We start from the raw sequence: 16,095 nt of genomic DNA, 5'->3' as shown, positions 1-16,095 counted from the left end.
CAGTATGATCAGCGTTGCCGCCGCACCCCCGCGCCTGTCACCGGCGCGGCAGAAGGGGAAATCCCATGAGCTCCATCAGACGTCGCACCGCGCTCGCCGCCGCCTCCGTGCTGGCCCTCGCCGCCGGCCTCACCGCCTGCGGCAGCGACGCCGCCACCCCGGCCGCCTCGTCCTCCCCGGCCGGCGCCGGCTCCTCCGCAGCCGCCCCCAAGGCCACCGGCGCGATCACGGTCTTCGCCGCCGCCTCGCTCAAGGAGTCCTTCACCGAGCTCGGCAAGAAGTTCGAGACCGCCAACCCCGGCACCAAGGTGACGTTCAACTTCGCCGGCAGCTCCGCACTGGCCCAGAGCATCAACTCCGGTGCCCCGGCCGACGTGTTCGCCGCCGCCAGCCCGGCCACCATGAAGACGGTCGTCGACGCCAGGGGCGCGGAGACCTCCAAGGTCTTCGTCCGCAACACGCTGGCGATCGCCGTCCCCAAGGGCAACCCGAAGCACATCAGCGGTCTGGCCGACCTCACCGGCGTCAAGGTCGCGCTGTGCGCCAAGGAGGTGCCGTGCGGCTCGGCCGCCGTCACCGCCCTCGCGGCCGGCGGCGTCAACCTGACGCCGGTCACCCTGGAGCAGGACGTCAAGGGCGCCCTCACCAAGGTCGAGCTGGGCGAGGTGGACGCCTCGCTCGTGTACAGGACCGATGTCAGGGCCGACACTGCGAAGATCGACGGCGTGGACTTCCCCGAGGCCGCGAAGGCCGTGAACGACTACCCGATCGCCGCGCTGACCAAGGCTCCCAACGCCTCGGCCGCCGCCGCGTTCGTGGCCTACATCCAGTCGGACGAGGCCAAGCAGGTCCTGACCGCCGCGGGCTTCCAGACCCCGTGAGCCGGGCCGCACCGCCCACCGACGGCGCGCCGGCGGCCACCCGCCGCCGGCGCGCCCGCCGGATCCCGTACGCCCTGCTGCTGCCCGCCCTGCTCGGCCTGGCCTTCCTGGTCCTGCCGCTGGTCGGGCTGCTGATCCGGGCGCCCTGGAGCGCGCTGCCCGAACAGCTCGCCAGCACCGAGGTCTGGGAGGCGCTGCGGCTCTCGCTGATCTGCGCGACCTCCGCCACCGCCATCTCGCTGGTCCTCGGCGTGCCGCTGGCCTGGCTGCTTGCCCGTACCGAGATCCCGGGCCGGCGGATCGCCCGCGCGCTGGTGACCCTGCCCCTCGTGCTGCCCCCGGTGGTCGGCGGCGTGGCGCTGCTGCTGGTACTCGGCCGCAACGGCATCGTCGGCCGCTGGCTGGACTCGGCCTTCGGCCTCACCCTGCCGTTCACCACCACCGGTGTGGTGATCGCCGAGGCCTTCGTCGCGATGCCCTTCCTGGTGATCAGCGTGGAGGGCGCGCTGCGCGCCGCCGATCCCCGGTACGAGGAGGCGGCGGCCACCCTCGGCGCCTCCCGGCTGACCGCGTTCCGCCGGGTGACGCTGCCGCTGGTCGCCCCCGGCATCGGCGCCGGCGCGGTGCTCGCCTGGGCCCGCGCGCTCGGCGAGTTCGGCGCCACCATCACCTTCGCCGGCAACTTCCCCGGCCGCACCCAGACCATGCCGCTCGCCGTCTACCTCGCCATGGAGCGAGACCCCGAGGCGGCGATCGCGCTCAGCCTGGTGCTGCTCGCGGTGTCCATCGCGGTCCTCGCCGGACTGCGCGAGCGCTGGCTGTCGACCCCGTGAGCCGGCGCCACCCGGCTGCCCGCCGGACGGGCGGGAGATCCGGCGGGGAGTTCGCCCGCCCGTCGCCCCCTCCCCAGGAGCCAGCACCATGACGCCGCCCGCCCTCGACGCACACCTGCGGGTGGACCGCGCCGCGTTCACCCTCGACCTGCACCTCACCGCCGCCCCCGGCGAGGTGGTCGCCCTGCTCGGGCCGAACGGCGCCGGCAAGTCCACCGCACTGCGCGCCCTGGCCGGCCTGCTCCCGCTGACCGCCGGTCACCTCCGGCTGGACGGCGTCACCCTGGAGGAGCCGGGCACCGGGCTGCACACCCCGGCCGAGGAGCGCCCGGTCGGCGTGGTCTTCCAGGACTACCTGCTCTTCCCCCACCTCAGCGCCCTCGACAACGTCGCCTTCGGTCTGCGCTGCCACGGTCTGCGCAAGGCCGCCGCCCGGGCCGAGGCCCGGCCCTGGCTGGAGCGGATGGGCCTGGCCGAGCACGCCGCCGTCCGGCCCCGCAGCCTCTCCGGCGGTCAGGCCCAGCGGGTCGCGCTGGCCCGCGCACTGGCCGTCCGTCCCCGGCTGCTGCTGCTCGACGAGCCGCTGGCCGCCCTGGACGCCCGGACCAGGCTGGAGATCCGCTCCCAGCTGCGCCGCCACCTGGCCGCGTTCGACGCGGTGGCGGTCCTGGTCACGCACGACCCGCTGGACGCGATGGTGCTGGCCGACCGGCTGGTGGTGATCGAGGACGGCCGCCAGGTGCAGGCCGGCACTCCCGCCGAGATCGCCCGGCGCCCGCGCACCGACTACATCGCCCGGCTGGTCGGCCTCAACCTCTACCGCGGCGCCGCCGACGGCCACCGGGTCGAACTCGCCGACGGCGGACCGGTCCTGGTCACCACCGAGGACCTCACCGGCGAGGCGTTCGTCGCCTTCCCGCCGTCCGCCGTCACCCTGCACCGCGAACGGCCCGACTCCAGCGCCCGCAACCTCTGGCAGCTCACCGTGGCCGGTCTCGACCTGCACGGCGACCAGGTCCGGGTCGACCTCACCGGCGCGCTCCCGCTGGCCGCCGACCTCACGCCGGCCGCCGTCGCCGAACTCGACCTCGCCCCGGGCAGCACGGTCTGGGCGACCGTCAAGGCGGCCCAGACCCACGCCTACCCTGCGTAGTGCCCGGCCTCAGCCCTGGTCCGGAGCGACGAAGCCCGACTCGTAGGCGGCGATCACGGCCTGGGTGCGGTCCCGGGCGCCGAGCTTGCCGAGCAGGCTGCTGACATGGGTCTTGACGGTCTGCACGCCGAGGAAGAGCTGTTCGGCGACCTCGGTGTTGGACAGGCCGCGGGCCATCAGCCGCAGCACCTCGGCCTCGCGCCCGGTCAGGCCCGCCCGGGCCATCGCGGCCCGCGCGGGGCTGTTGGCCCGGCGCGTCGCGAGACTCCGGATGGCGGCCGGGAAGAGCAGTGACTCCCCCGCCGCCACCAGCCGGACGGCCTGGACGATCTCGGCCGGGCGGGCCCGCTTGAGCAGGAAGCCGTCCGCGCCGGCGCGCAGCGCCTCGTAGACGTAGTCGTCGTTCTCGAAGGTGGTGACGACGAGGATCTTCGGCGGCGGTACGCAGCCGGCGAGGATCGACCGGGTGGCGGCCAGCCCGTCGACCTCGGGCATCCGGACGTCCATCAGCACCACCTGCGGCCGCAGCGACCGGGCCAGCGTCAGCGCCTCGGCACCGTCCGAGGCCTCGCCGACCACCCGCAGGTCGCCCTGGGCCTCCAGGACGGCCCTCAGTCCGGCCCGGACCAGCTCCTCGTCGTCGGCCAGCAGAATGTCGGTCATCGTCACGCGGCCAAGCGTAGGGGCAGCCGTACCCGCACCACCCAGTCGGACCCGTCCATGCCCGTGCTGGCCTCGCCGCCGAGCAGCACGGCCCGCTCGCGGATGCCGCGCAGGCCCTTGCCGCCCGGCCGGCGCCGCGGCTCGCCCGGCACGCCGTTGGCACAGTGCAGCTCCAGCGCGCCGCCGGCGATCCGCGCCACGACCCGGATCGGCACCCCCGGCGCGTACTTGAGGGCGTTGGTGACGCTCTCCTGGACGATCCGGTACGCCTCGCGGGACAGCACGCCGGGCAGGTGCTCGGCGCGGGCCTCGATGGTGTCCTCGACCGGGCTGCCGGCCGCCCGGGCGGTGGCCAGCAGCGCCGGGACCTGGTCCAGTCCGGGCCGTTCGACGGCCGCCCCGTCGGGGCTCTCGCGCAGCAGGACCAGGGTCCGTTCCAGGTCCTCCATGGCCTGCCGGCCCGTCGACTCGATGACCTCCAGGGCCCGGTCGCGGAACGCCGGGTCGGCCACCTCGCGGGCCGCGCCCGCCTGGAGCACCGTCACGGTGAGCGCGTGGCCGATCGAGTCGTGCAGTTCGCGGGCCAGCCGGTTGCGCTCCAGCAGCCGTTCGGCGCGCAGCTCGGCCGCGGCCAGCCGCTCGGCCCGGGAGGGGCCCAGCAGGCCCTGAGCGAGCCGCAGTTGAAGCCGTCCGACGAGCACCACCGACCAGCCGATCACGAGCAGCACGACCGGCGCGAGCAACGGGCGGGCGCCGGCCAGGGGCTCCCGGGCCAGGTCGACGGCCAGCATCGCCCCCCGCACCGAGACCAGACCGACCGCCGTGCCGAGGCCGACCCGGGCGACCAGCCAGCAGGCCGTCCGCCACCGGTCGGCCCAACTCGCGGACGGGGCGGCGCCGATGCTCTCCTCCCGCGCGGGCACCAGCAGCAGTCGTGCCTGGACGCCCTCGGCCCGGCGGGTGGCCGGGATCAGCGCCGCGAGGCAGAGCAGCACGGTGTCCACCACCGCGGCCGCCGTCAGCGTGTGCACCGGCGAGCCGCCCTCGATGCCGGGGTAGACCACCAGCACCACCCCCGCGAACACCGTGCCGATCAGCAGGTGCAGCCAGCGCGCGTAGGTGACGGACTGCAGGAACGGGGCGAGGATTCGGGGCACCCGTCCATCGTGCCAGCTCAGGGCTGTCCGGCGGCTCCCTCTCGGGAGGGAGGAGGCAGGGAGGGGATCCCCTCGCGGGCGGGATCCGCCGGGCCCGCCGCCCCGGTTGACTCGGATCACCAACCAGCCAGGGAGGCCGGCGTGATCGAGGTACGAGACCTCTGCAAGTCCTACGGCGGGACGCCTGAGCGGGCCGTGGCGCCCGCCCGCGCACGCCGGGCTCCGTCCCCGCGGGGCTCGCTCCGGCCCGGACCGCGAACTGCGACCGAAGCCGGCCGGGCACGTGACGGCGTCACTACGATCGGTCAACGACCCGTCCCCGTCCGGCCGTTGACCCAGGAGGCCCTCGTGACCGACGCAGGCCGCTCGCTCCAGCTGTTCCGTCTGCTCACCCGCCTGCATCCCGAGCTCTGGGAGCTGTTCCACCCGCACGTCCCCTCCGTCGGCGTGGCGGAGCGGTACGACCTGTCGGCGATCGACGCCCACGCGTTGCCGCCCGTGGTCCGGATCTCCCGTACCGTCCGGTGGACCGCCGGCTCGGTGGCGCAGGCGACGATCGCCGCCGACCTCGCGGGCCGGGACGCCGGCGACATCCTCCGGGAGATCGCCGACGACTGGTGCGGCACCGGCAGCGGACACCGGATCCCGTGGCCGCGCCGCTGGCCGGTGCCGTGGCCGCCCGGGGAGCCCTACCCGATCGACCCGAAGGCCCTCACCGCCTCGGTCCAGGCCGAGGCGGGGCTGGTGTTCCAGTCCTACGCGGACTCGATCGCCGACGAGCGGCTGAGCGGCGCCTTCGCCGAGCTGGCCGACCGGCTGACCACGTCCGCGCTGGAGGTCGGAGCGCTCGACCGGTAGGCCGCGGCCCAGGTGGCGCCGGCCCGCCGGCCCGGCGCCACCACCGGCTAGGCTGGCCGGCATGCCGCAGACCGTGCTGCCACCTCCCGCCGCCTGAGCGGGCGGCCAGGCCACTGAGAGACCACCCCGGGTGATCACCACCCCCGGGCCGGTCGGTGCTGCCCGCGTACGGGATCGAGCGACCGACCTCATGTCTTCGGTGGGAGAACACCCATGTCTGCTTCCCGTGCCCTGCCCGTCGGGCGGGCCCTGCTCTACCTCGTGCTGTCGGCGACCGCCTGGGGCACCGCCGGCGCCGCCGCCGCGCTGCTCTACGGCCGCAGCGGCCTCGGCCCGATGGCGCTGACCTTCTGGCGCTCCGCCGGTGGGGTGGTGCTACTGCTGGCCGTCCGGGCACTCGGCGGCCGCCCGGCGGCCCCGACGGCGCGGCCGGCGGCGCTGCGGCGCCGGCTGTCCCGGATCCTGGTGAACGGCCTCGGGCTGACCCTCTTCCAGGCCGCCTACTTCCTCGCCGTCCAGCGGACCGGGCTGGCCGTCGCCACCGTCGTCACGCTCGGCGCCGCGCCGCTGCTGATCGCCGTCGGCGCCCGCCTGACCATGGGCGAACGGCTGGGCGGCGCGGGCGGGCTGGCGGTCGGCGGGGCGCTCGGCGGGCTCGCGGTGCTGGTCCTCGGGGACGGCGGCAGCGGCCAGGTGCGTCCCGCCGGCGTGGCCTGGGCGCTGCTCTCCGCCGCCGGGTACGCCTGCATCACCCTGTACACCCGGCGGCTCGGCCGGGCCGGGGACGGCGGCAGCCCGTACACCACCGCCCTGTGGTCGTTCACGGTGTGCGCCGTGTGCCTGCTGCCGTTCGCGGCGGCCGAGGGGCTGTGGCCCGACCCGGCCGGGATCGGCCGCACCCTCGGGCTGCTGGCCTACCTGGCCGCCGTGCCGACGGCGCTCGCGTACGGGCTGTACTTCGCGGGCGCGGCCGTGGTGCGGGCCACCACCGCCTCGGTGGTGGCCCTGATCGAGCCGGTCAGCGCCACGGTCATCGCGGTGCTGCTGCTCGGCGAGCGGCTGACCACGGCGACCGCCGCCGGGACGGCCGTGCTGCTGCTGTCGGTCACCGGGCTGGCGCTCGCCGAGGCCCGGCCGGCGGCCCGGGCCAGGCCCGCCTGACGGGTCAGCCCTCGCGCAGCGCGGGGTGGTCCGCGACGACGGTGCAGCTGCCGGGGGCGATCTCGGTGAAGCCCGCGTCGCGGACCAGCGGGAGCCCACTCGCCGTCAGCTCGGCCCAGGCGCCGGGGCTCGCGGTCCGTACGGCCAGCGCGAAGCCGGACTCGGCCCACTCCTTGCGCCGGGCGCCGTCCAGCCGCCACCAGGCGAGCTGGGCGGCGTGGCCGGTCTGCGCCATGGTCTTGCCTGCGCTCATCTCCAGCTCGGGGTTGAGCCACAGGACCGGGCCGTCGGGGGCGGTGGCGGGCGGCTCGGCGTCGTCCAGGTCGGTGCCGGAGACCTGGAGCTTGGCCAGCTCCCTGGGCCAGCCGTCCAGCGGGACCGGCGGGAAGACCCGCACCTCCGCGGTGGCCCCGGCGACGGTGATGCCGGGCAGCTCACCGGCCTTGCGCCACTCGCCGCCGCGGGCCCGGCGGACCACCTTGCGGATCCGGGCGTCCTCCCAGGCGGCGACCCGCTCGGCCCACTCCCCCTCGGGGCCGGTGACCCGGGGGTCGGCGAGCAGGGTCAGCACCGCGCGGGCCGAGGTCTCCAGCGCGTCGGTCCGCGCCGGCGGGTCGGTCCGCTCCAGGCGGACCACCAGCGGCAGGACGTACTGCTCGAGGCTGTCCCGGTCGGCCGGCTCTTCGGGGGTGCTGGGGGCGTCGAAAGGTGAGCTCACCCCACCAGGATGCCAGCCCCGCCGTCGGTGATCAGCGCCGGTAGCCCCGGCCGGCGTCGCGCTCCTCGGCGTCCTCGTAGGCGAGGAACCAGCCCTCGGGGTGGGTGGCGGCCAGCAGCTGCTCGGTGCGCTGCAGGGCGTCCAGCTCCGGGTCACCGTCGTCGGGACCGAAGACGCCGAACAGTTCGTCCGCGCAGCCGTCCCAGTCGTAGTCGTAGAGGTCCGCCGGGAGGTCGCCCATCATGTCCGCGACGGACTCCGGCTGGGCGCCGAGCAGCGCGCGGGCGTCCGCCAGCGCCATCCGCAGGGCGAGCTCCTCGGCCAGGCAGCGCGGCAGCGGCCACTCGCCGAGGGCGAGGTCGTCGGCCAGGTCGTCGAAGGTGCGGGCGAGGGTGCGGCGCCAGCCGCGGTGCAGGCCCCAGGTGCGCTGCGGCAGCCGGGAGTAGACCGTCCACTCGCCCTCGTCGCCGTCGGTGACGGGCTCGTCGAGGTGCTCGTCCAGGTCGTCGTAGGCGGCGTCGGCGAGGGCGATCAGCTGGGTGTGCAGCAGGCACGCGGTGCGCGGGGTGAGCGTCCAGTCGCCGCTGTCGCCGTCCTCGGTCTCCAGCGGGAACAGCTCGGCGAAGTCCGGGGCGAAGTCGTCGGTGATGCTGATCTCCAGCGTGCCGCCGAGCGCCTCGATGCCGGGGATGGCGGCGACCAGCCGGTCCGGGTGCAGCAGCGCGCCGAGCGCGGCGTTGGGGTCCTCGGTCACCTCGCGCAGCAGGTCGGCCCGCTGCCCGGCCGGGTCGATGCCGCCGAACTCCAGCTCCGCGACGGCGGCCTGCGCGGCCGCGCGCAGGGCCGGCCAGTCGGTGATCCGGATGCCGAGGACCACCGTCGCCTCGATGTCCTGCGCGTTGGACTCCTCCGCCGCGCCCGGCCCCTGCGGATGATCGCTTCGCTCGCCCATGCGCCTACAGTACGGCCCCGGCGGCCCTGCTTCACCGGTGCGTACCGGTTCTTCTCCCGGCCCGGCCGTCCGCCGGACGCGGCACCCTCCCGGCGCGCCAGCCGCGTGGGCCCGGACCGATCGGCGAGGGTGGTGGGATGAGCAATCTTGACGACTACGGTGGCGGGCAGCGCCCGTCCGACAGTGTGCTGGTGGTCACCACCAACGACGTCCCCGGCTACCGGGTTGACCAGGTCATCGGCGAGGTGTTCGGGCTGACGGTACGCAGCCGGCACGTCGGCTCGCAGATCGGCGCGAGCCTGAAGTCGCTCGTGGGCGGTGAGCTCAAGGGCCTCACCAAGACCCTGGTGGAGAGCCGCAACCAGGCGATGGAGCGGCTGGTCGAACAGGCCAAGTCCCGGGGGGCGAACGCCATCCTGATGATGCGCTTCGACGTCTCGGAGGCGGCCGACCTGGGCACCGAGATCTGCGCCTACGGCACGGCCGCGGTGATCTCCCAGACCGGCTGATCCGGGTTCCCGGACCGGGTGCGGGCGCGGGGCGAACGCCCGGCCCGCACCCGGTCCGCTGTCGGCGGTGGGAACGCTCAGGGCGCCGCGGGTGCGCCGAACCAGGTGGCGAGCGCCTCGGCCAGGCCGTCCCCCGGACCGCCGTGGTCGGTCGCCCAGACCACGAAGCCGTCCGGGCGCACCAGCAGGGCGGCCGGCCCTGGCCGGTCGGGGCAGGAGGCCGTGACGGTCCGGACGCGGTCGGCGTAGCCCTCGATCTCCGGCGTCGCCGGCGACAGCCGCAGCAGCAGGCCACCGCCCCGGTGGAAGTGGTCGGCGAGCCGGCTGCCGTCGGCGAGGACCAGCTCGGGTGCGGCGGCCCCGACCAGTGGGTGGCCGTCCGGCGGACCGATCCGCTGGAGCACCCCGGAGAGCCTGCGCGCCATGTACGTGCTGCCGTCCGTCCCGGCCAGCAGGTCGGCGACGACCGCCCGCAGCGCCCGCTCGTACGGGCGCGGCCGCATCAGGGCGACCTGGGCCCTGGTCCAGTCGAGGACCTGCGCGGCGACCGGGCGGCGCTCGGCGGTGTAGCTGTCGAGCAGCCCGTCGGGGGCGGTGCCGCGTACCACGGCGGCCAGCTTCCAGCCGAGGTTGGCGGCGTCGCCGAGGCCGAGGTTGAGCCCCTGCCCGCCGAACGGCGAGTGGACGTGCGCGGCGTCCCCGGCCAGCAGCACCCGGCCGCGCCGGTAGTCGTCGGCCAGGCGCGCGTTGTCGGTGAACCGGGTCGCCGAGCGCACGGCCGTCACGGTCACCTCCTCGCCGGTCACCCTGCGCAGGGCGGCGGTCAGCTCCTCCGCCGTGATCGGGGCGTCCCGGTCTGCGGGCGGGCCCTCGAACTGGACGGTGAGGATCCGCCCGGCCATCGGCCCGTTGACGAACACCCCGGTGTCGGTGGCCTGCCAGCCGCGGCCGAGCTTCTCGCCGCCCTCCAGGTCGACCATCGCCTGGTGGCCGGTGATCTCCGGGTCCGTGCCCGGGAAGGCGAAGCCGGCGAGCTTGCGGACGGTGCTGCGCCCGCCGTCCGCGCCGACCAGCCAGCCGGCCCGCCGCTCTCCCCCGTCGGCGAACCGCACGGTGACGCCCGTCTCGTCCTGGTCGAAGCCGGTGACGGTGACGCCGCGCCGGACCTCCACCCCGAGGTCCGCCGCCCACCCGGCCAGCATCGCCTCGATCGCCTGCTGCGGCACGGCCAGCACCTCGCCGGCCGGGCCGAGGTCCGCGAGGGCCGGGTCGCTCCCGTCGATCCGGGTGCCGTCGATGACGATCCCGCCGAAGTGCGCGGCGAACCGCGGCACCCGGGCGGGCCCGCCCCCGCCGCCCTGCTGCCGCATGAACTCCCTTACCTGCACCAGCAGTTCTTCCTGGGCGGCCTGCAGTTTCGGGAGCAGGCCACGCCGGTCCAGCGCCCGGGCGCTGGCCACGTTCACGGAGCCGGCCTTGACGGTCCGGTCCGGCTCGGTCAGCCGTTCGACGATCAGCGGGTGGGCACCCGCCAGCTTGAGTTCGCATCCGAGGAGCAGCCCGACCGGACCTGCCCCCACGATCACCACGTCCGTGTCCATGGAAAAGAATGTACCCGGTAAAAGTTTTGGTTCGCTACACTTTTCCGTATGGACCTGGACCACCTCCCGCTGCGCGAGCGCAAGAAGCAGCAGACCCGCGAGCGGATCTCGGCCGCGGCCACCGCACTCTTCGTCGCCCGCGGCTTCGACGAGGTCTCGGTGGCGGAGGTCGCCGAGGCCGCCCAGGTCTCGAAGATGACGGTGTTCAACTACTTCCCCCGCAAGGAGGAGCTCTTCCTGGACCGCGTCCCGGAGGCACTCGCCCTGCTCGACAGCACCGTCGGCGACCGGCCCGAGGGCCGGGGCGCCCTGCCCGCCCTGCGCGACCTGATGCTCCGCCTCGCCGAACAGGACCATCCGTTCGCCGCCACCGGCGCCCGGCACCCCGCCTTCTGGCGCACCGTGCTCGCCGCCCCCGCGCTGCGCGCCTACGCCCGCGAGTCGGTGGAGGTCCTGGAGGAACACCTGGCCGACCTGCTGATCGCCGAGGGCCAGGACGAGCGGACCGCCCGCTTCACCGCCGCGCTCGCCGTCACCGCCCTGCGCACCGTCTTCACCGGCAACGCCCGCCGCCTGCTCGCCGGCGACCCCGCCGAGGAGGTCGCCGCCGACCACCCCGCCCTCACCCGCCGCACCTTCGCGGCGGTCGAACAGGCCCTCGCCGCCTTCACTTCCCCTTCTTGACCGCCTCGCGCCAGATCAGGCCGAGGATGCTCGGCCGGACAGCGGTGGTGATCACCGCCATCGCCCTGCGGCCGTAGCGGTCGTCCCGGAGCTGGGCAAGCATCGCGGCCGCGAGGTCGGCGCGGGCCGTGAACAGACCGTCGGCCCGGTCCTCGGCGACCTGATAGTCCGTCGGCGCCGGGTGGTCGAACAGCCCGGAGGGCCGGACGATCGTCCAGACCACGCCGCTCGCCCGGATCACCGACTCCATCCGCCGCATGTCCTCGTGCAGGGTGCGGCCCAGCCGCCGGTTCACCAGCGGATCCATCACGTGGTTGAAGAAGAACTCGCCGCTCGGCCGCCACTTCGGGTCCGTGACACTGGAACTGACCGCCACCAGCCGCCGTACCCCGTGCCGCTCCATCGCCGCGAGGATGTTGGCCACGCCCTGCGAGTAGACCGTGACCGGCGCCGGGCTGAACGGCACCCCCAGCACCGACAGCACGGCGTCGCGACCGGCGACCGCCGCGTCCACCGCGGCGGGATCGGCGACGTCCGCGCCCACCACGGTGAGGCCCGCCCTCGGCGCGACGCCCTCCGGACGCCGGGTCACCGCCGTCACCTCGAACCCCGACGCCAGTGCCTGCTCGACGACCTGACGACCCGTCGGGCCACTGGCCCCGAAAACCACGATACGCATCTGTCGACTCCCCGTCCGGGACCGGACGTTCCGGCCTCTCGGGCCTTGACACTGCGCGCCGGCACCGGGCAGGTTCAACGACGATGAATAAGTTACGAGGACGTCCACCCGGCAACCCGCCCACCCGCGAACGCATCACCGAGGCTGCCCGGGCACTGTTCCTGGCACGCGGCTACCGGGGCACCACGCTCAGAGCGGTCGCGGCGGAGGTCGGCGTCGACCAGGCCGTGGTCAGCTACCACTTCGGCTCCAAGAAAGGCCTGTTCGGAGAGGTGATGCAGCTCCAGTGCGCACACTCCTTCGCCCTCGCCGCAGCGCTGGAGGGGCCGGCCGAAGGACTTCCGGTCAGGCTGCTGAAAGCCGTCACCGACCTCTGGGACGACCCCGAGTTCCAGCAGATGTCGGGCCAGGACCGGGACGTCCTGGAGGTGCTCCGGGAGTACCTCGAAGGCGAGGTACTCGGCCGGATCGCTGAATATCTCGGCGGCCCCGAGGCGACCGAACGCGCCACCGCCGTGGTCACCGTCATCGGCGGCCTGATCTTCACCCGCTACCTCAACCCCCTGCCCACCACCGCCCGCCTGCCCGCCGCCGACATCCACCGCATCCTCACGCCGACCCTGCACGCGGCCCTCCACGGACGCACCCGCCGGACGGCGCCGCGACGGCGGGTTTCGGTCGCCTGAACTGTGCCGGCAGGATCCGGCACAACTGCGGAACCCCTGGTCAGGGCGGGGGCGGTCCGACGGAGCGTCACATTCGGCCACCAGATACTCACTCGCGGTAGTAGCGTGCTGAGGGAGGGCCGATCGCCCGGATCCGCCCGGCTGGGGGTGCTGCGCTGTGGGAAACCGTCGACCGGCAAGGCCGCACGGGGCGTTGGCCCCGAAGGCGTTCATGTGGCTGCTCACCGACCTGCGGACGTCCGCGGGCGTGACCGCCAGCGCGCTCGCCCGGCAGGTGCCGTGCCACCCGTCCTTCATCTCCCGCCTGGAGAGCGGCGACCGGGTACCGCAGCGGGACTTCGCCGAGAGATGCGACGCCATCCTCGGAACCGGCGGCCGGCTGGCCCGCGCCTGGGACGAGGTCGCCTGGTACGCGGAGGTCGAACACCCGGACTGGTTCCGGCGGTACGCGGAGATGGAGGCGGAGGCCGTCCATCTGCGTGAGTATCAGGTCAGCCTGGTGTCCGGACTGTTGCAGACACCGGCGTATGCCGAGGCGCTCTTCCGTGCCCAGAACGAGACGGCCGACGACGGGCAGATCGCCGAGTTCGTGGACGCCAGACTGAGTCGGCAGCATCGATTCTTCGACGGGCCGGACGCTCCGACCCTGTCGGTGGTGCTCGACGAGGCCGCCATCCAACGCGAGGTCGGCGGAGCAGAGGTGATGGCCGACCAGCTCGCCCACCTCCTGGCGGTGGCGGAACGGCCCAACATCACCCTCCAGGTCGCACCGTTCACCTTGGGCGAGCGCACCCGGTCAGGAATGACGTTCAAACTCGTCACGCTCCCGGACGGCGCTCGGTGGATCTACTCCGAGAGTATCGCCGGAGGCCATTTCCTCAACGATCCGAACCAACTCTCGCGGCGCACACGGGCCTATGATCGGCTCAGCGCCGACGCCCTCTCGACCGGCGAGTCGGCCCAGTTGATCCGCCGTGCGATGGAAGGACTGACGAACATGAGCCGGAAGCCCACCGACCTGTCCGCCGCGAAGTGGTCCAAGAGCAGCTACAGCGACGGCAACGGCGGAGACTGCGTCGAGGTCGCCGCCAACCTCGCCCCCTCCGGCATCGTGCCGGTCCGGGACTCCAAGAACCCCGACGGCCCCGCCCTGGTCTTCCCGGCCGCCGCCTGGACCGACTTCGTCCGCGCCGCTGTCGACGGCGAGTTCGGCACGATCTGAGTCTAAGTCACCTTTCGTTCCAGGAGCGGCGCTGCCACCCGCCGGGGCGCCGCTCGGCGCGGGCGTAAGGACGCACATACTGCCCGCATGGCACACCAATCCCCCCGCAGGGCCGCCGCCGCCCCGCTCGCGACGGCCCTGCTCGTCCTGCTGACGGGCTGCACCTCCGGCGCGACCACGCCGAGCGACAAGGCGGGGACGACCTCCTCCGCCGTCGGCTCGCTCACCGTGAAGAGTTTCCGGGCCCATCTGGAACTGACGGACGGTCTGCTCCAGGCGCAGCCGTCCGGGGCGGCCGAGCTGACGGTGACCGTCCGCAACGAGGGTTCCGTGCCCGAGCACCTGGCGCAGGTGAGCACGGCGGCCAACGGCCGGTCGGCGTTCCAGGCCGGGAAGGGGCCGGAGAACCTGCTCTCGACCGCGGGTGTCCTGATCCGCCCGGGCGAGAGTGTCACCTTCGGCGGGGACGGCCCGCGGATCCTGTTCCCCGCGCCCGCCACACCGCCCGCCGCCACCGCCGCCACCACCGGCGGCGGCGCCTCGGTCGACACCATCATGATCTTCGCCGTCGCCGGACTGGTCCACCTCCCGGCCAAGGCCGCCGCGTAGGGCCGGGTACGGGCGGCCGGCCTCCGGCTACGGGTGGTAGAGCTCGCTGATGCTGGTGATCACGTTCTTGCCGTCCGCCTTGATCACGTACTGGTTCCCGTAGCAGTTGTACGGCGCCGCCACGGCCGTCGGGTTCTTCAGGCAGTCGTCCATGTGCTTCATGAAGGTGTCCAGGTCGACCGGCTTGCCCGTCGAGCCGACCAGCAGCGTGGTCTTGACGTCGTTGCTGAAGGTGTAGACGGCGGGGGCGCCGTAGCCCTCGAAGTAGCCGTCGTTGGGGACGTCGGGCCCACAGACGAACTTGGTGGCCTTGGCCCGCATCCACACGCTGGTCAGGTAGCCGTTCTCGGTGGCCTCGACCACGTGGCCGACGCTCGACGCCTGTGCCGTGCAGTCGGCCTTCGGGGTCGCGCCACCGGACTTGGCGGGGCTCGGCTTGGCGCTGCCCGGCTTGGCGCTCGCGGTGGGCTGGGCCGACGGCGCCGCCGAGGTGGTGGACGTCGCGGCCGTGCTGGGTGCGGCCGACCCGGCGGTGCCGGCGCCGCCGGACGTGTCGTCCGGGTCGCAGGCGGTGAGTGCGAGCGCGGCGACGGCGACGGCTGTGGCGACGAACAGACGGCTGGCCTTCATGGTGGTTCCCCCCTGGGATCGGATCACGGCCGACCGGTCGGTGACGGCCGGTCATCTACCTGCACGGCGCAGGCCCGTCTTCCGTTGCCCCGGTTGCACGCCTGTGACACTGCTGAGCCGATCCGCGGTCATCCCGGCGGCCGGGGACCCGACCGGGGCGGGCACAGGATGTCGGGTCGGGCAGGGTGGGTCGTTCCTAGGGTGGGTGATCAGAAGGGAAGGAGACCGGGGTGCTGGAACGGCTGAACCAGGCCATGGAGCACATCGAGGGCCGCCTCGACCAACCGATCGAGGTGGCCGAGCTGGCCCGGATCGCGGTGACGTCGGAGTACCACTTCCGGCGGCTGTTCTCCGCACTGGCGGGTATCCCGCTGTCGGAGTACATCCGCCGTCGGCGGCTCACCGTCGCGGGCGCCGAGGTGCTGTCCGGGGAGCGCACGCTGCTGGAGGTGGCGGTGCGGTACGGCTACACCTCCGGGGAGGCGTTCGCCCGGGCGTTCCGTGCCGTGCACGGCGTCGGCCCGGGCGAGGCCAGGCGGACCGGCGCGGCTCTGCGGTCCCAGCCCCGGATGTCCTTCCGCCTCATCGTCGAAGGGAGCAGCAGCATGCAGTACCGAGTGGTGGAGAAGGAGGAGTTCCGCGTGGTGGGCAGGCGGGCCCGGGTGCCCCTCGTCCACGAGGGGGTGAACCCGGCCATCGCCGCGTTCATCAAGGGCATCGACCAGGAGACCGTGCGGCGGATCGCGAGCCTGTCCGACCAGCAGCCGGAGGGGATCGTCTCGGTCAGCGACAACCTCGCCGACAGCCGCGCGGAGGGCACCGAACTGGACTACTACCACGCCGTGGTGACCGGTGCCGAGGCACCGGAGGACCTGGACTCGCTCACCGTCCCGGCCGGGGACTGGGCGGTGTTCGAGAGCAGCGGGCCGTTCCCGCTCACGCTCCAGCACCTGTGGCGGGACGTGTTCACCCAGTGGTTCCCGTCCAACCCGTACCGCAGCAGGCCGGGCCCGGAGATCCTGCGCGTCCGGCTCTCGCAGGACGGGGCCGAGGCGGACGCGGCACTGTGGATCCCGGTGGAGCGGACCGCCCGCTGAGC

Annotated in this window: 18 protein-coding genes; 11 read left to right on the top strand and 7 right to left on the bottom strand. The window is 74.2% G+C overall.

The genetic code is table 11. The features are described 5' to 3' along the window. Nucleotides 1-65 precede the first annotated feature (65 nt). The 3 genes from modA (at nucleotide 66) to OG871_RS29060 (ending at nucleotide 2,867) form a co-directional block, all read left to right on the top strand. Nucleotides 66-881, top strand: coding sequence for a molybdate ABC transporter substrate-binding protein (modA, locus tag OG871_RS29070; protein WP_371500796.1), 816 nt, complete (start codon nucleotides 66-68; stop codon nucleotides 879-881). Next, on the top strand, nucleotides 878-1,714 hold the full coding sequence (gene modB / locus OG871_RS29065) for a molybdate ABC transporter permease subunit (protein WP_371500794.1): 837 nt from the start codon (nucleotides 878-880) through the stop codon (nucleotides 1,712-1,714). Before modA ends, modB begins: the two co-directional genes overlap by 4 nt. Before the next feature lie 88 nt (nucleotides 1,715-1,802). Further along, on the top strand, nucleotides 1,803-2,867 hold the full coding sequence (locus OG871_RS29060) for an ABC transporter ATP-binding protein (RefSeq protein WP_371500792.1): 1,065 nt from the start codon (nucleotides 1,803-1,805) through the stop codon (nucleotides 2,865-2,867). Between the two features lie 9 nt (nucleotides 2,868-2,876). Here OG871_RS29060 and OG871_RS29055 read toward each other — a convergent pair whose 3' ends face one another. Further along, complete coding sequence (locus tag OG871_RS29055; protein WP_371503459.1) at nucleotides 2,877-3,530, bottom strand: response regulator; 654 nt, start codon at nucleotides 3,528-3,530, stop codon at nucleotides 2,877-2,879. 2 nt (nucleotides 3,531-3,532) lie between these two features. Next, a complete protein-coding gene (locus OG871_RS29050) occupies nucleotides 3,533-4,687 on the bottom strand; it encodes a sensor histidine kinase (RefSeq protein ID WP_371500791.1) in 1,155 nt (384 codons plus the stop codon). Between the two features lie 348 nt (nucleotides 4,688-5,035). On the opposite strand from OG871_RS29050, the gene OG871_RS29045 reads away from it, so the two are divergent. Both OG871_RS29045 and OG871_RS29040 read left to right on the top strand, forming a co-directional pair. Continuing rightward, entirely contained in the window at nucleotides 5,036-5,545 is a 510-nt protein-coding gene (locus OG871_RS29045) for a hypothetical protein (protein ID WP_371500789.1), read from the top strand. Between the two features lie 213 nt (nucleotides 5,546-5,758). Next, nucleotides 5,759-6,706 (top strand): DMT family transporter, encoded by a 948-nt coding sequence (locus tag OG871_RS29040; RefSeq protein WP_371500787.1) that lies wholly within the window; start codon nucleotides 5,759-5,761, stop codon nucleotides 6,704-6,706. 4 nt (nucleotides 6,707-6,710) lie between these two features. Here the strand turns inward: OG871_RS29040 and OG871_RS29035 are convergent, their stop codons facing one another. Both OG871_RS29035 and OG871_RS29030 read right to left on the bottom strand, forming a co-directional pair. Next, nucleotides 6,711-7,424: an aminoacyl-tRNA hydrolase gene (locus OG871_RS29035; RefSeq protein WP_371500786.1), complete on the bottom strand. Its 714-nt coding sequence runs from the start codon at nucleotides 7,422-7,424 to the stop codon at nucleotides 6,711-6,713. Nucleotides 7,425-7,455: 31 nt separating this feature from the next. Further along, complete coding sequence (locus tag OG871_RS29030) at nucleotides 7,456-8,376, bottom strand: hypothetical protein (protein WP_371500785.1); 921 nt, start codon at nucleotides 8,374-8,376, stop codon at nucleotides 7,456-7,458. Nucleotides 8,377-8,513: 137 nt separating this feature from the next. On the opposite strand from OG871_RS29030, the gene OG871_RS29025 reads away from it, so the two are divergent. After that, nucleotides 8,514-8,885: a YbjQ family protein gene (locus tag OG871_RS29025; protein ID WP_371500783.1), complete on the top strand. Its 372-nt coding sequence runs from the start codon at nucleotides 8,514-8,516 to the stop codon at nucleotides 8,883-8,885. A gap of 77 nt (nucleotides 8,886-8,962) precedes the next feature. Here the strand turns inward: OG871_RS29025 and OG871_RS29020 are convergent, their stop codons facing one another. After that, nucleotides 8,963-10,486 (bottom strand): FAD-dependent monooxygenase, encoded by a 1,524-nt coding sequence (locus OG871_RS29020; RefSeq protein ID WP_371500782.1) that lies wholly within the window; start codon nucleotides 10,484-10,486, stop codon nucleotides 8,963-8,965. A 48-nt stretch (nucleotides 10,487-10,534) separates the two neighbouring features. Here OG871_RS29020 and OG871_RS29015 point away from each other — a divergent pair, with 48 nt between their 5' ends. After that, on the top strand, nucleotides 10,535-11,170 hold the full coding sequence (locus tag OG871_RS29015) for a TetR/AcrR family transcriptional regulator (protein ID WP_371500780.1): 636 nt from the start codon (nucleotides 10,535-10,537) through the stop codon (nucleotides 11,168-11,170). On the opposite strand, the gene OG871_RS29010 is transcribed toward OG871_RS29015, so the two are convergent. After that, on the bottom strand, nucleotides 11,154-11,849 hold the full coding sequence (locus OG871_RS29010) for an NAD(P)-dependent oxidoreductase (protein WP_371500778.1): 696 nt from the start codon (nucleotides 11,847-11,849) through the stop codon (nucleotides 11,154-11,156). The two genes, OG871_RS29015 and OG871_RS29010, sit on opposite strands and share 17 nt — an antisense overlap. 83 nt (nucleotides 11,850-11,932) lie before the next feature. On the opposite strand from OG871_RS29010, the gene OG871_RS29005 reads away from it, so the two are divergent. The 3 genes from OG871_RS29005 (at nucleotide 11,933) to OG871_RS28995 (ending at nucleotide 14,366) form a co-directional block, all read left to right on the top strand. Next, complete coding sequence (locus OG871_RS29005; RefSeq protein ID WP_371500777.1) at nucleotides 11,933-12,535, top strand: TetR/AcrR family transcriptional regulator; 603 nt, start codon at nucleotides 11,933-11,935, stop codon at nucleotides 12,533-12,535. 211 nt (nucleotides 12,536-12,746) lie between these two features. Then, nucleotides 12,747-13,757, top strand: a complete 1,011-nt coding sequence (locus OG871_RS29000) for a Scr1 family TA system antitoxin-like transcriptional regulator (protein WP_371500775.1) — start codon at nucleotides 12,747-12,749, stop codon at nucleotides 13,755-13,757. Nucleotides 13,758-13,844: 87 nt separating this feature from the next. Next, nucleotides 13,845-14,366, top strand: a complete 522-nt coding sequence (locus tag OG871_RS28995; RefSeq protein ID WP_371500773.1) for a hypothetical protein — start codon at nucleotides 13,845-13,847, stop codon at nucleotides 14,364-14,366. Nucleotides 14,367-14,393: 27 nt separating this feature from the next. Here the strand turns inward: OG871_RS28995 and OG871_RS28990 are convergent, their stop codons facing one another. Next, entirely contained in the window at nucleotides 14,394-14,996 is a 603-nt protein-coding gene (locus tag OG871_RS28990) for a hypothetical protein (RefSeq protein ID WP_371500772.1), read from the bottom strand. A gap of 230 nt (nucleotides 14,997-15,226) precedes the next feature. On the opposite strand from OG871_RS28990, the gene OG871_RS28985 reads away from it, so the two are divergent. After that, nucleotides 15,227-16,093, top strand: coding sequence for a GyrI-like domain-containing protein (locus OG871_RS28985; RefSeq protein ID WP_371500770.1), 867 nt, complete (start codon nucleotides 15,227-15,229; stop codon nucleotides 16,091-16,093). The last annotated feature ends 2 nt before the right edge of the window (nucleotides 16,094-16,095 follow it).

Origin of the sequence: Kitasatospora sp. NBC_00374 (assembly GCF_041434935.1) — a bacterium.
Classification (GTDB): domain Bacteria; phylum Actinomycetota; class Actinomycetes; order Streptomycetales; family Streptomycetaceae; genus Kitasatospora.
Note: the sequence above shows the minus strand (reverse complement) of the source record. Positions and strands in the feature narration are given on the sequence as shown.

What these genes read in the sequence shown, in the direction of transcription:
- OG871_RS29015 (WP_371500780.1), top strand. Translation starts at nt 10,535, where the DNA reads ATGGACCTGGACCACCTCCCGCTGCGCGAGCGCAAGAAGCAGCAGACC.
- OG871_RS28990 (WP_371500772.1), bottom strand. Translation starts at nt 14,996, where the DNA reads ATGAAGGCCAGCCGTCTGTTCGTCGCCACAGCCGTCGCCGTCGCCGCG.
- OG871_RS29010 (WP_371500778.1), bottom strand. Translation starts at nt 11,849, where the DNA reads ATGCGTATCGTGGTTTTCGGGGCCAGTGGCCCGACGGGTCGTCAGGTC.
- OG871_RS29020 (WP_371500782.1), bottom strand. Translation starts at nt 10,486, where the DNA reads ATGGACACGGACGTGGTGATCGTGGGGGCAGGTCCGGTCGGGCTGCTC.
- OG871_RS29030 (WP_371500785.1), bottom strand. Translation starts at nt 8,376, where the DNA reads ATGGGCGAGCGAAGCGATCATCCGCAGGGGCCGGGCGCGGCGGAGGAG.
- OG871_RS29055 (WP_371503459.1), bottom strand. Translation starts at nt 3,530, where the DNA reads ATGACCGACATTCTGCTGGCCGACGACGAGGAGCTGGTCCGGGCCGGA.
- OG871_RS29040 (WP_371500787.1), top strand. Translation starts at nt 5,759, where the DNA reads ATGTCTGCTTCCCGTGCCCTGCCCGTCGGGCGGGCCCTGCTCTACCTC.
- OG871_RS29005 (WP_371500777.1), top strand. Translation starts at nt 11,933, where the DNA reads ATGAATAAGTTACGAGGACGTCCACCCGGCAACCCGCCCACCCGCGAA.
- modA (WP_371500796.1), top strand. Translation starts at nt 66, where the DNA reads ATGAGCTCCATCAGACGTCGCACCGCGCTCGCCGCCGCCTCCGTGCTG.
- OG871_RS28995 (WP_371500773.1), top strand. Translation starts at nt 13,845, where the DNA reads ATGGCACACCAATCCCCCCGCAGGGCCGCCGCCGCCCCGCTCGCGACG.
- OG871_RS29025 (WP_371500783.1), top strand. Translation starts at nt 8,514, where the DNA reads ATGAGCAATCTTGACGACTACGGTGGCGGGCAGCGCCCGTCCGACAGT.
- OG871_RS29000 (WP_371500775.1), top strand. Translation starts at nt 12,747, where the DNA reads ATGTGGCTGCTCACCGACCTGCGGACGTCCGCGGGCGTGACCGCCAGC.
- OG871_RS29060 (WP_371500792.1), top strand. Translation starts at nt 1,803, where the DNA reads ATGACGCCGCCCGCCCTCGACGCACACCTGCGGGTGGACCGCGCCGCG.